This is a genomic window from Collinsella sp. TF07-1 (genome assembly GCF_003437235.1).
Classification (GTDB): Bacteria; Actinomycetota; Coriobacteriia; order Coriobacteriales; family Coriobacteriaceae; genus Collinsella.
Genome location: NZ_QSRV01000033.1, coordinates 1 through 13,337, shown reverse-complemented (window position 1 = coordinate 13,337; position 13,337 = coordinate 1). Strand labels below are relative to the sequence as shown.

Below are 13,337 nucleotides of genomic sequence, written 5' to 3'. Positions count from 1 at the left end.
GGGTCCCGGTGCCGCGAAGCGTCAGGTTGCCCCACACCTCCATGCCGCACAGCGTGATGTCCGCATCGGGCGCATGCGACTCCGTCACGGAGTTTTGCCCGGCAAGCGTCAGCACCAGGTCGCCGTCGGCGCCGATGGCCTCGCCCGCGTAGCCGTTAAGCTCCAGGTGGTCGGCATCGGTCCAGGCCCAGCCGGGGCCCGACGCGCCCGGCTCGCAGTACGTCGCGCCCGCGATGATGAGGCTCTCCGCGCCCGCGGCATAAGAAGGCCCGCCCAGCAAAACGCATAGGCAGGCCATGGCAGCGATCGCGATGTGATGACGGCTGGTGTGGGACTCGGCAGCAAACATACCCGCTCCGATCTTCGCAGGAGCCAATAGAATGTGCACCAGAAAATGCCCTGGTAGCAGCAGTTATTAGTTTAGCGAGATCGATGCGGGGGCAAAGATAAATCGCGTGGGTAATGTCGACAATTAGGTGTAAATCGTTTTGCCAGTCGGTGAAAGGAGGAATGCAGGGTTATGCGTTAAGACGCGCTATCTTTGACACTCACGTTGCATATAGCTTCTGGGAATCTACTACCCGTTCCAGTTTGCTTCACCTTCCGCTCGCATCAGAGCGCGCCAAAGCTCACTGAGTCGCTAACTCGCTGTAATTAGCGAAGACGATCCCCCCCTCTATCCTGGATAAGACATGTAAAACCGATTTTATTATTCAGACCCTGTTGTTTATATATTCGTCTGTTGCCCCATCTCGAGAAATGATTTTGCATGGGTGCCCAATCACAATCGAATGGCTTGGTACGTCGCAGTTAACATAAGTGTTCGGTGCAACGAGAACGTCGTTGCCTAAACGAACGCCACCAACAATAGTTGAGTTGACACCAAGCCAAACGCAATCGCCAAGAACAGGCGCACCTTTTCGTTTGCCGCGGTTTTCCCGACCAATTGTCACACCTTTGTGCATATTGCAGTTGCGACCGATAACGGCATTCGGGTTTACCGTAATGCCAAAAGCGTGACCCAGATACAAGCCTTCGCCAATCGAGGTGGCAGGCGCGATCTCGAGACCATATTTGCAAGCCATCCTCTTTCGAAAAAGATGCCATAAAGGATTGTGCGAATTCTGGCACTTTCGAAGTAGCCAAACAAACCTCAAAGCATGGTTTGAGAGAATAGACCCCCCCCCAAAGCGAATACGGTCACTGCTGTATACATTCGACATTGCTATCACCCAGCTAATTCCCGTAGAACTCGCGATACCACTTCGCGAATTCACGAAGACCGTCCTCGAGCGGCGTTGCGGGTTTGTAACCAAAATCGCGCTCCAAGGCGCCAGTATCCGCATAGGTTACAGGCACGTCACCAGGCTGCATAGGAACGAGCTGCTTATGCGCCTCGAAATCGTAATCGGCGGGGAGCACGCCCTCCTCAACCAGCACACGCTGCAGCGTATCAACGAAGATCAGCAAGTTCTCGGGATTCGAATTGCCGATGTTATACACGCGATGAGCGGCCATTGGCAAACCATCAACACCGATCTTGACCTCAGGAGCGCCGTCCATGACCCTGCGCACGCCCTCCACAATATCGTCCACGTACGTAAAGTCGCGCTTACAATCGCCCATGTTGAAAATCTTAATCGTATCGCCACGACGCAACTTCTCGGTGAAGCCGAAGTATGCCATGTCGGGCCTTCCCATGGGCCCATACACCGTAAAGAAGCGCAGGCCCGTGGCTGGGATGGAGTAAAGCTTGGAGTAGGCCGCGGCCATTAGCTCGTTGGACTTCTTTGTGGCGGCGTACAGGCTCACCGGAGAGTCTACACGGTCGTCCTCCGAGAAAGGCACTTTCTCGTTGCCGCCGTAGACGGAGGAAGAGCTCGCGTAGACAAGATGCTTCACTGGGTGGCGCCTGCAAGCCTCCAATATATTGAAGAACCCTACCAGGTTGCTGTCTATGTAGGCCTTGGGGTTCTCGATGGAGTATCGCACACCGGCCTGGGCGGCCAAGTTCACCACAACGTCGAAGCCGTTCTCAGCGAACAGGCGCTCTATCAACGCGGCATCGCACAGGTCGCCGCGCACGAAGGCGAAACGCCCCGCCTTGTCCACCTCCGCCAGCATTCGCAGGCGAGCCTCCTTGATGCCAGGGTCGTAGTAGCTGTTCACGTTGTCCAGACCGATGATCGCGTCGTCGGTGGTTTCGAGCAGCCGCTTCACCAGAAACGCCCCGATGAAGCCGGCGGCGCCAGTGACGAGGACTTTTCTATCCTGCATATATACCCCACTCTTTCGTTTTAAGGAAGTCCTGAGATGGAACTCCCAACAAGTTAATTACAGACCTCAAAACGTTTTAAAGCCGCCGCCCTTGACCAGCTTCAGCAGCACCCTCCTACTCTTGGGCAAAGCAAAGCAAATCGCGAAATAGACAACGACGCACCCTACAATGTCCAACCCGACGCCAAGCCAGTTGCTAGATGCGAGTCCATACGTCACCCATGCAAATGCGCACATCATCGATGTGCAGAAAATGGGCTCCTTGAGCGACAACATAGTGCGCCCAAACGAAAGGCCAACCACGAAATATGTGACCACTTGGTTGATAGCAATCAAAAGGATTCTCAATCCCGCATCAGCCCACACGACGGCATCGAACCCTTGCATAGCCGCCACGGTCATAAGCGGCGTCATCAACACGAGGTACATCACCTGCACAAGCGTAGACACGCGCGGTTTACCAAGAGAGCGATACATCTCGCTGCTGTAGTATGAGAGCAGCACCATCGGCCCCTGCACCAGCCCATACAACCCGAACATGAGCGTCGCCTCGCCCCACTGATCGCCGAGCAACAGGGCCACCAAAGGCTCGCGGAATACGAAGATACCCACAGACAACGGCAACAGGAACAATGCCACCATGAACTGGAAGCGTCGCAGATAAGCAACGTATTCTTCCCGATCAAACTGAAGGCGCGAAAGTGACGAGAACAAGATGGGCGTCGTAGCGTTCGTGATAATCCCGAAGCACCCGCTCACAAAGGTGACTGGCGTCTTGTAATATCCCAACTCAGCCGCACCCAGGAAATGCCCCACGATAAAGGTGCCCGCCCAAGAGGAAAGCCATATGGTGAACGACTCCAAAAGCGTCCATCCGCTGAATGAGAACATAGCCTTCAGCATGTTGAAGGAGTAGAAAAAACGCGGCTTCCACTCAGACAGCAGAGTCAGCCCCACTGCATTTACAATATTCGCCGCCAAAGTGCCAACGATAAGTGACCAGTAACCAAATCCCATAAACGCCAGTACAAGCGTCGAGCCGAAGTTAAGTAAGGTCGACGTCAGTCTCACCGGCATAAGCGACTTGAAATCGAGATTACGGTGGAACAACGCCATCTGAATGCTCGAAAACGACGTCAACGGGAGAGAGAGGCAGGCCACGGCCAAGGGAAAGCCCAGCGACGGATTGCCCACGAAGGTGGCCACCGGATCGTTGAATATGGCAATGAGACACCACAGGACCACCGATATGCCGAAGTTCGTCCAAAAGGCCACGTTAGCGTTGGCATGCAGGTCTTTTTTGTCTCGGAAGCTGTGTTGCACCAGGTACTTCTGGAACCCGGCGTCCGCGAACATGTCGGCAAAGCTCACTACCATGGTGACGGTCGCCACCATGCCAAACGCCTCTGGCGCCAGCAGCCTCGCTAAGACGAGCTGCGAGATAGGCGAGATGATTTTGGCGATAATCTCGGTTGCCAGAGACCACTTTGCCGCGCTTGCCGACCTCGCCCGGAGGTCTTTTGTGTCGGACATACTAAACCTCCATGAAGAAACGCCGGAGCGCGCTTACTGGCTGATTATCCATGCGCACGCACTGAATGCAGCTTTCGTTTGCCATCATTCCTCGTTTTCACGTTGGGGCAAAGAAACCATTTGCCCCAACGTCCTCTCCGCCTCAGCGGGGCTGAAAGGCGTAAACCCGCCCCACGGGTAGAAAGTCAGCTCGCCGACGAGAACGCGCCCCTTGCAGATGAAGAGGTCGACCCTCAAGAAAGGTACACCGTCACTCAGTTTCCTTGATAGCTCGAGCATCTCGCTGAGCTGCTCCGGGGCAGGGATCGTCTCTTCGGAACTCGCGTATCCCATCGCCAAAGGCAGCAGATTCCACTCAGTGTCGTAGAAATCGTTGTACCTCTTCTCAGAATCGTTCTTGTCCCCGTGGCAATAAGAAATCAGCCGGGGTTCCCCGTCAAAGCAGAAGAAGTCGAACTCGTCGATGCCTTCCCAGTTATCGTCTTCATCACGGGCATTATCGCCCTCGCTCTCCAAGAACTCCTCGGCGAACACGACGGGCTTCACGTTCTTGTAAGGCCATTCCCTGCACCCGTAAAAATAATTCTGCTTCAAATGACCCCGAAAAAAGTCCTTGGCACTGTTGAGATCGAAGTGTCCCTTGTCAGTGCAGATGAGCACGCCGCCGCAGTCGTGATTCGTTTTGAGTACGAACTTCTCCGGTAGCCCACTCACATCGATGTCATCAGCGGAATTCCAGGCGCCCAACGTCTTGACCACGTGCTCGGAGCCCACACGCGAGGCAATGAGGTCCTTAGCGCGGTACTTGTCGACCATGGTCGTGTACGCAGGGTTGTGATCGTTAAGCTTCAGCCACTGCATCTTCTCAGTGAAGGTCACCGGCGAGTCTATGCTAGGCCACATGCCCAACTTGGCGCGATGCATCAATCGAAGGTGCGTCCTGTCGGAAACCCATTTCGTTAGACCCTTCGACGTAAAGGCACAGTAGGCCATCCACGGGTCACTTAGGTATTTTTTAATTTTGCTTTCCATATATACAATTTCCTTAAGTCCGAGCTTAAACAAAGCGTTTTACTTTTTAATTCTCTGCGCTACACATGGAACAAGCCCTGGGCGTATGCAAACCACCAACGTAGACTTTGCTCGTATATGCCCGAAACGGTTTCGGGCACTATTTACCCCATCCAGACGAACGAATAAGACTCGATACCAAGCCCGGTATGAAGCAGATAGGCATAAAAGGCGTAGAAAAGGAACCAGACAACTAGAAAACAGCCAAGACAAAAACGGGCTTTTATTTTCCGAGCGTCCTTCACGAAGCCTCCGAAAATCACGGGGCCTAATACGGTGAAGTAATAGGCTATGCGGCCGGCGTTGGCAATCACATAAGAGGACGCCGAAGCCAAAATGCCTAAAGCGTAAAACACGAGCGGCATCCGGTTGGCTTTGAGCCGCGACGTTCCGTCGCTCTCAACCGGGGCAACATTCGCAGTTTCGCGGCTGACGAAATATGCGATCGCGAGGACGGTCGCCTGCGCAAAAACCATCAACCCGATGCTCGATTCGTTCACGGAGTAACGCGCATACCGGTCGACGAGCTTAGAGCCCGCATAAGCTGCCAGGAACAGCAGGGCAACCGATGCAAGCATCTTCGCGGCGAACTGCGATCGGCTCTTGCTTTTGTTGGAAAATAGGTAGTAGATGAGGAATAGGACCCCTATCAGGGCGGACGCGTGCAAAAGAGCGCCAACAGCCCACCAAGCGCAAAAAAGCAACGGCTTATTCTGTTCTAAAAACCTGGTTGCGTAGAAAACCAGCGAGACTGCAATCATCTGGCACGTCAGACACATAGACAGCGGGAACACCGTTGCCGTATAGACGAACATCGCAAACGAGAGCGATGCCGTTCGTCTAAAATCCCAAAGCCTGAAAGCAAAAAAGGCGTTGGTGATCAGCGACTCGACGACGAGCAAGAACGAGTAATTGTTACAGATATGGAGCACCGCACTTGTGAAGACACCGTACGGAACGCTGAACGTATGGTTCCACATCGTGGTCCCATACGCGTAGAAGTACTCGATTCCCTCTTTATAACCCAGGGTATCCTGCCCAACCGCATACGACCTCAAGCCCCCGACGGCGGTAAGAAGAACCACGGCAGCGACCAGCCCAGCCTTACTTTTGCCGTTTTCCGACATGCGCGCAAGCGCCGCTGAAAGCAAAACGACAAGAAAGTAGAAAAGCGATGTTTCGATAAAGTTCATCCGAATACCAGCCTCACGAAACCGGGAAGCTCCGAATTGATTTCATAGCCCGAGCCTTTCAAATCCCTCGCACTGGCACTTGACCCTATGCGATCCGCGGAGAGCGCGGCGTCGGCCCATTCGTCCAGAGCGTCGCCCAGACTTTTGTAAACGACGTTCTCGCAAATGCCAACCTCCCGCGTGATGGAGTCGCTAATCACGCAAGGGAGTCCGTTTGCCTGCGCCTCGACGACGACGTTCGGCAGGCCTTCGTAGACAGAGGGGAAGATGAAGACGTCCATAGCCGAATAGAGACGGCGGACATCGCTCCTAACCCCGGCAAACACCACCCTATCGGTCAATCCGAGCTCGGCAACGCGCCTCTCAACGGCCGTGCGTGTCTCGCCTTTGCCGACGAGAATGAGGACGGCGTCTGGCCTTCTCCGGGCGATTTCAGCAAAAACATCGACAAGGAAGAGGTGGTTCTTCTGCTCACTGAACCTCCCGACGTGCCCGACGACATAGGACTCGGCAGGAACGCCCAGTTCGCGCTTAACATCGTCCCGTGTCGAAGCGTCATAGGCGTAGTCCTCGAGGTTGAGCGCGTTCTTCATGAGATGGAAACGCGGCCCCGATACCCCCGCCTTGCCGAACATGTAGACGCCCGCCTCGGTAGACGGGGCGGCGAAGTCGGTCGCCGCAACCCTGACAAGGGGCTTGAAAAGATTGTGCAGCAGGGTCTCCTTTTTGCTGTTCGAAACTGTACCCGTGTTGCTTGACCTGAATATGGTTCTGGACACGCCTCCGAATCTCATGGCGAGCAAATCAAGACAGGAAAGACTGTGCTGAGACGACCTGACAGCACAGCAATAACCGCCGTCCCGGGCTATCTGCATGAGCCGCTTGAACGAAGCGACCGGCCCGGCCTCGGTCTTCTTGACTGTGTGCACAATTCTGCCGCCCATCGACTCGATTTCGGCGTCGTAAAAGCCCGGCACGTCGGACGACACACAGAAGTCGAGCTGATAGCGCGACTTGTCCAAAGCCCGGTAATACTTCATGAATACCGTCTCGGCCCCGCCGGTGTCCATCGAGGTCACGATATAGAGGGCCTTCTTCATTGGACGATCACCGCATCGGATTTCTCGATCAGCTTCTGCAGCGCCTTTTTAGCAATCGCCTTCCTGCGGTTGGCCGGAGATTCCTGATAGCGCTCGTATACCTCGGCCTTCACCGCGAACCTTGCGTCGCCTGAAAGATCCGCCATTGCGCGGAGCTGCGCTATATGTAGATGATGGTAGGCGGGAGAGGCGATACGCTTTTCCATGTCGTAATAAGACCAGAAGCCGGCGTCGTAGTCATCCAAATGGCAAGCCAACGTCTCCGCAGAGTGCTTGAATGGCCCGGCGAAGCGCGCGTCGACCAACGATGCGTCATAGAGACCGAAAAGGCTAAACACCCAACCGTTCATGACACTGCGCCTGGGGCGTTGAGGGTACTCCTCCAGGAACAGTTCTCCCCCGTCATGCGACGACACGCCGCCATTGTCCATGTCGATAAGCATGAACTCGGCAGCTTTCAGCGCCGCAACTCTATAGCACTCGTCCCCGAAAGCCGCATGGGCCCTCAGCAGCATCGAGCACCCCTCGCCTTGGGCCATCGAGGAGACGGAGTACTTAGCGCTGCCTATCGGACCAAATGCGTCCCAAGAGCCGTCATCCCGCTGGGCGCCGATCGCCCAATCCGAGCATACCCTTAGTGCGTCGAGAAAGCGCTCAACTTCATCCGACCTGAGAATGCTCAAGTCGTAACAGCCCAAACCGTATTGGAAAATGGCGATGGGGAAATGCACCCGCGCCCCACCGGCGATGACGCTAACAGGGACACCGCCCTCGTCGAGCAGAGTACTGCCAGTGACCTTGCCGGTCAAATCGTTGTAGTACCCGGACAACTGTCCGACATTATAGGCCCTGCCCATGCTCTGCTCTACGGCCACAGCCGTCTTGCCAGTGAGCATTTTGCTCCACCTTTTGAGCATGGTCATCTTCTGCGAGATCTGGCCCATCATTCACCTTCGTTTCTGTAATCGACTCCGAGCGAGCGCACAAGCCCCTCCACGTTGGCCTCCAAACGGAAGTCCCTCTCCCAAACGGCCCTTGCAGCGCGCCTCATAGAAGACCCTTCGGCCTTGCCCAAAAAGACGAATCGCTTTATGGCCGCGGCGACATCTTCCGGTCCACAGTCGCTAGGTAGGAGAAAGCCGTTGACGCCATCGCTTACTATCTCGTGGGTTCCGCCAACGTCCGTGGCGATGACGGGAATGCCGAATCCGCAGGCCTCCATGATCGAAAGCGGCAGGCCCTCGCTTGACGAGACGTTCACGAAGACGTCGAAATGCTTCGCTGCGTACTCCCCCAAAAGCGCGTCGTTCGGCAAAGCCCCCGCGAACTTCGCGGTGGAGTGCGTCAGCAACGAGCAGGCGGCCCTCGCCTCCTCGAGCTGTGGGCCGTCGCCGTAATGGGTCCATTCGACGCGAAGCCCTTCGGCATCAAGAAGGGTGACAGCCTTAGCAAGAAGAGGCACGCGCTTAACGTCGACAATACGCGAGCACGAGACGACCCGCAACGGGCAGGTCAACGGCTCGCCGGACTTGTCTGGCATCTCCCGCGTTCCGAGATAGGAGGTCGTCACCTTGCCCTCATGGCCCGGCCAGTTCGCGTTTATGTATTCCTCCCCGTCTTTCGAGCAGGGAAGCACTCCGGAAAGCTTGGATAGGAGGTATCCCCGGAAGGGCAAATAATGCACATCGGTACGATCTGCATACAGATCGTACCCATGTGCACGCGCAACGGCGCGTGCACATGGGTACGTGCCGGTCAGCCAAGCAGCGACCAAAGCGGTGTCGTAAAGCCAAAAGCTGTATATGTGCGTGGGCTCAAAGCCAAAGCGGACCAGTTCCTCCGCAAGCACGTCCGCCTTTGCCTTCGCCCTCGCGGCAAAGTAGCCCCGAAACACGCGCTTTCCGATTCCATGAACGGATTCTGTGGCATAGGCCTCACGAACGTCCGCACCGCCCAAAAGGGGAAACGCGATCCCTTTGACTGCAAGCAAAGCCTTGTCCTTGGAGGTATTACCGCAACCCAAGGCCAGGGGCGTCACATTGCCCGGCAGCGCGCAGGTGGGCGCGTCACCCGGCTGCGCCTCGGTCCCCACGGCGAGCACCTCGTCGAAATAGGTCGAAAGAACGCCTATCTCGTTCTCGAGATAGGACTCAGCGGCGACCTCGCCGCGGTTAAAGGGGAACCTCCTCGTCAGAAGGAGCAGCCGTCTCTTTTTTTTATCAGCAGTAATCGCCACAAATACTAATCCCTCTTGAATAGGTCGCGGGTATACACCTTGCCGGCAACATCGGCCAGATCGTCGCTCCACCGGTTGGCAATGATCACGTCGCACTCGGCCTTGAACTTCTCAAGGTCATGCGTCACCTCGGAACCGAAGAATTCCGGCGCGTCCAGCGTTGGCTCGTAGACAACGACCGGCACTCCCTTGGCCTTCACGCGCTTCATAACGCCCTGGATGGAACTGGCGCGGAAATTGTCGGAGTTCGACTTCATGGTCAGGCGGTACACGCCCGCCACGGGCTTCTCCTTGCCTTCGTATACCTTGTCCCACAGCAGTTGCAGTACCTCGTCTGCAATGTAGTCCTTGCGAGTGCGGTTGGCATCGACGATGGCCTCGATAAGGTTCTGAGGCACGTCCTTATAGTTGGCCAGCAACTGCTTGGTGTCCTTGGGCAGGCAGTAGCCGCCGTAGCCGAAGGAGGGGTTGTTGTAGTGGGAGCCAATGCGGGGCTCTAGGCACACGCCATCGATGACGTCCTTGGTGTTGAGTCCCCTCATCTCGCAGTAAGTGTCCAGCTCATTGAAGTACGCCACGCGAAGTGCCAGGTAGGTGTTGGCGAACAGCTTCACGGCCTCCGCCTCGGTGGTACCAAGAACGAGCTGCGGGATGCCCGTCGTGCCATCAGGGTTGGTGCGCTCAAGCTCGGCGGGGCCGACGCCTTGGGCGAGCAGCCCAGCAAACGTCTTTGCGGCCTTCACAGCTTCCTCGTCGTCCTTGGGCGCGCCCACAACGATGCGGCTAGGGTGCAAATTATCGTAGAGCGCCTTGCTCTCTCGAAGGAACTCGGGGCTGAAGATGATGCGGCTGTCGCCAAGCGTCTCGCGAAGCGACGAAGTGTAACCCACAGGGATGGTCGACTTGATGACAATCCAGGCCGTCGGGTTCACCGAGCGGATTGCCGAAATTGCGGCTTCAACAGACGAGGTGTCGAAAAAGTTGCGGTCCGAGTCGTAGTTCGTTGGCGTGGCCACGATGGCGAAATCCGCGCCTGTATAGGCCTCGGCGACGTCCACGGTTGCATGCAGGTCGAGCTTCCTCGTGCCCGCCTTAGCCTCGGCCAGGAAGAGCTCAATCTCGTCGTCCTGGATGGGCGACTGAAAAGCGTTAATCTTCTCTACCTTCTCGGAGACGATGTCGAGCGCGCGCACCTCGTTGTGCTGCGAGAGCAGAACGGCCAACGAGAGCCCCACATAGCCGGTGCCGGCGACTGCTATCTTCATTTTTTCGGACATATCATTCAACCTTTCGTTAAGAGCAGGCACACATATGAAATAGTTAGGATTTCGCCTTGCCGAAGAACTTCAGCGCCTCAGAGACGCAGGCGGCGGGCGATGAGGCAATGGCCTTTAAGGCGTAAATCACAGCCTGGCCTGGCTGGTTGCTGCGCTTCATAGCGAAGGCGAGCACGGCGTTGTGGCGAAATTCGATGTAGCGCACATCCTTCTTGCTGAGGCGCGGGTAGTAGCCGCGCACCACCTCGTGCCTTGCGACCTCGCCGTTTACCTTGTTCTTGCCAAGCGAGAGCCTCTCGCCGGAATGGAGGTACTGCCTCACGTGCACCTCGGGCATGTAGCCCATGTGGGCGCCAGCCTCTATGCAGCGCAGCATCAGCCACCAGTCTTGGCCGGTCGCCACCTCGCCGAAACCCTCAGTGCGGTCGAACAGGTCGCGCCTGAGCATATAGATGGCCGTTGGGCTTATCGGCGTTAGGAGGTGCGCGCGCAGCAGACCCTCGGTGGAGAAGTCCTCGCAATGGTCGAGCCTGCGGTGCTCCACAAGCCGGCCACGTTCGTCATACCACGAGACATCCTGCCAGCTCATGTCGAGGGAGTTTTCCTGCATGAAGGCGACCTGGGTGGACACCTTGTCAGGCAGGAACTCGTCGTCATCGTCGAGGAACGTGAGGTACTCGCCCGTCGCCTGGCGGCAGGCGTAGTTGCGCGCCGCCCCGCCGCCGGTCTGGCCGGAGGTGTGCAGCAGCCTAAAGTGCGGAAGGCTCGCGGCATAGGGGGCGACCGCCGCGTCGGTCTCGGCGCTTTCCGGCCACTCCGGCCGATTGTCGCTCACTACAATCAGTTCGATGTTCTCCGCGCCGTAGTCCTGCGCGGCGATTGAGTCCAGGGCCACGCGAATCCTGTCAGAGCGCTTGTAGGTCGGCACCACGATCGAGACGAGGGGTTTGTCAGCACTCATGCGCTACCTCCCCGTCTTCTTCTTGCCGAACATGACGCCAAAGGTCTTGAAGAAGACCTTCCAGTCTGCCTTGAGGCTGGCACCCTTCGCGTAGGCAAGCTCGAACTCCTGGCGCAGGCCGTTCTCGAAGGTCGCGAGGTTGCGCGGGCCCGACTGCCAGGCACCGGTAATGCCCTGCGGGACGGCAAGCACCTGCACCTGTTGCTCGTGCGTAAAGTTCCCGAGCTCCTCGTAGGTGATGGCGCGAGGGCCGATGACGGAGAGCTGGCCCGCGAGCACGTTGAAGAACTGGGGCAGCTCGTCCAGGGAAGTCTTGCGCAGGACGCGGCCTAGCTTGGTGATGCGGGGATCGTTTGTGACCTTCCGCTCGCGGTGCCACTCCTCGATCTGCTCGGGGCTGAGGTACTTCTCCACGTCGTTGGCGTCGGCGACCATGGAGCGGAACTTGAGCACGCGGATGGGGCGACCGAAGCGCCCAGCCCGCTCGTGCGCATAGATGGGAGCACCCTTGGTGTCGGCCGCAATGAACGCGCAAAGAACCGTGCCAGGGATAAGAGCCACGACGCAGACGCACGCACTGAACGCGATGTCGAACGTGCGCTTCACGAAGCGGTAGCCAAGCGATCGCGTGTCGAGCGCACGGGACTCTGCAGCGAACTCGGGCGAGCCCGGGAGGCTCACCGCACCCGTGTTTGCAGCGGAGCCGACCCCAGCACCCGCCGTGCCCTTGCGCCGGTCCATGGCCCGAGCAATGAGCGTCGCCCCCACGGGCGCATTATTCTCTGTTACTTCTTTAGCAGTCACAATAAAACTTTCGTTCCTGTCCCCAGGAACCCCCCCCCAAATCCACAAATTCAAAAACCAAATAAATTGCCGGTGCAACGTATCCCTTACGTTTTGCTGGGAACGTCCAGCGGAAGCAGCTCCCTAAAAGCGGAGACGCCTTCGCCCACGTCCACCAGGCACCAGCGCTTATGACGGTCGACCTTTTTAACGCGGGCCTCTTGCCCCACCAAGGGACCCTGTTCTATGTGCAACACGCCGCCTTCTATACGGGCGACGCTGTTGCGCACCACGCCGTCGTCGTCGAGCACGCTGCGGTACCACTCCTGCGCATCGTCCGGCATAGGCGCATAGGCCCGCTCCCTGCTGCCGGCAATGCGGCAGCCAAAGCTCAGTTGAGCCAAAGCCCTATCGAGCGCTGCGGCATCGTGCGTGGCGACGAAGAAATATTCCTTGTACATGGGTTTGGTTTGGAGCGACCATGCACCGTCCCGCTTAAACCAGAACTCCTTTTGCATCACAAAAGCGTCCTGCATCAGCTCGTGCGGGATAATCCGGCGGACCTTTTCGCAGGTCTCGCGCTCTTTTCCATGAGGGGTGTGGACCAGATACCAGCGAACGCGGCCGTGCTGGCTGTTGGTGGTGGCGCCGTTAAATGCGCCCGGCAGCTGCTCTTGGCGCCGTGCCGTCTGTTCCATGTTCTCGCCCCCTCTTTTTGGCTTTGCGATGCACGCAAATGCAGGGGCGTTTAGAACAGGCTTCTCGCTCGCAGCTAGGCGCAGTCGCAAAAGTACAGGTTTTTGTATCTTTCGACATAGGCAATTATACGAGCAATTAATCAACGATTGCCCAGACCTTGATTCTCATTTTCATTGCAACAGCCTCAGGACTCAGCGCAACGCGTTG

At 57.1% G+C, this 13,337-nt stretch carries 13 protein-coding genes; all 13 read right to left on the bottom strand.

Annotated features, from left to right (window positions below; genetic code table 11):
* Positions 1-349, bottom strand: a 349-nt coding sequence (locus DXC67_RS09655) for a hypothetical protein (RefSeq protein WP_199410720.1), incomplete at its 3' end; no start/stop codon positions are given.
* A 364-nt stretch (positions 350-713) separates the two neighbouring features.
* Positions 714-1,085, bottom strand: a complete 372-nt coding sequence (locus tag DXC67_RS09650; RefSeq protein ID WP_117564570.1) for a serine O-acetyltransferase — start codon at positions 1,083-1,085, stop codon at positions 714-716.
* Positions 1,086-1,236: 151 nt separating this feature from the next.
* Entirely contained in the window at positions 1,237-2,277 is a 1,041-nt protein-coding gene (locus DXC67_RS09645; protein ID WP_117638206.1) for an NAD-dependent epimerase/dehydratase family protein, read from the bottom strand.
* Between the two features lie 66 nt (positions 2,278-2,343).
* Complete coding sequence (locus tag DXC67_RS09640) at positions 2,344-3,810, bottom strand: lipopolysaccharide biosynthesis protein (RefSeq protein ID WP_117638205.1); 1,467 nt, start codon at positions 3,808-3,810, stop codon at positions 2,344-2,346.
* 84 nt (positions 3,811-3,894) lie between these two features.
* The gene (locus DXC67_RS09635) at positions 3,895-4,842 is read right to left on the bottom strand and encodes an ATP-grasp fold amidoligase family protein (RefSeq protein WP_117564573.1); all 948 of its coding nucleotides are present in this window, start codon (positions 4,840-4,842) and stop codon (positions 3,895-3,897) included.
* A gap of 143 nt (positions 4,843-4,985) precedes the next feature.
* Positions 4,986-6,074, bottom strand: coding sequence for an EpsG family protein (locus DXC67_RS09630; RefSeq protein ID WP_117638204.1), 1,089 nt, complete (start codon positions 6,072-6,074; stop codon positions 4,986-4,988).
* Complete coding sequence (locus tag DXC67_RS09625) at positions 6,071-7,174, bottom strand: glycosyltransferase family 1 protein (protein WP_117564575.1); 1,104 nt, start codon at positions 7,172-7,174, stop codon at positions 6,071-6,073. The genes DXC67_RS09630 and DXC67_RS09625 overlap by 4 nt, the downstream gene beginning before the upstream one ends.
* Positions 7,171-8,118, bottom strand: coding sequence for a D-glucuronyl C5-epimerase family protein (locus DXC67_RS09620; protein ID WP_158551343.1), 948 nt, complete (start codon positions 8,116-8,118; stop codon positions 7,171-7,173). Before DXC67_RS09620 ends, DXC67_RS09625 begins: the two co-directional genes overlap by 4 nt.
* Complete coding sequence (locus tag DXC67_RS09615) at positions 8,118-9,410, bottom strand: glycosyltransferase (RefSeq protein WP_117638202.1); 1,293 nt, start codon at positions 9,408-9,410, stop codon at positions 8,118-8,120. Before DXC67_RS09615 ends, DXC67_RS09620 begins: the two co-directional genes overlap by 1 nt.
* A gap of 5 nt (positions 9,411-9,415) precedes the next feature.
* Positions 9,416-10,687 (bottom strand): nucleotide sugar dehydrogenase, encoded by a 1,272-nt coding sequence (locus DXC67_RS09610; protein ID WP_271807643.1) that lies wholly within the window; start codon positions 10,685-10,687, stop codon positions 9,416-9,418.
* A 43-nt stretch (positions 10,688-10,730) separates the two neighbouring features.
* Entirely contained in the window at positions 10,731-11,648 is a 918-nt protein-coding gene (locus tag DXC67_RS09605) for a glycosyltransferase family 2 protein (RefSeq protein WP_117564578.1), read from the bottom strand.
* A gap of 3 nt (positions 11,649-11,651) precedes the next feature.
* Positions 11,652-12,389, bottom strand: a complete 738-nt coding sequence (locus tag DXC67_RS09600) for a sugar transferase (protein ID WP_117638201.1) — start codon at positions 12,387-12,389, stop codon at positions 11,652-11,654.
* Between the two features lie 149 nt (positions 12,390-12,538).
* Positions 12,539-13,129, bottom strand: coding sequence for a hypothetical protein (locus DXC67_RS09595; RefSeq protein WP_117638200.1), 591 nt, complete (start codon positions 13,127-13,129; stop codon positions 12,539-12,541).
* Positions 13,130-13,337: the final 208 nt, after the last annotated feature.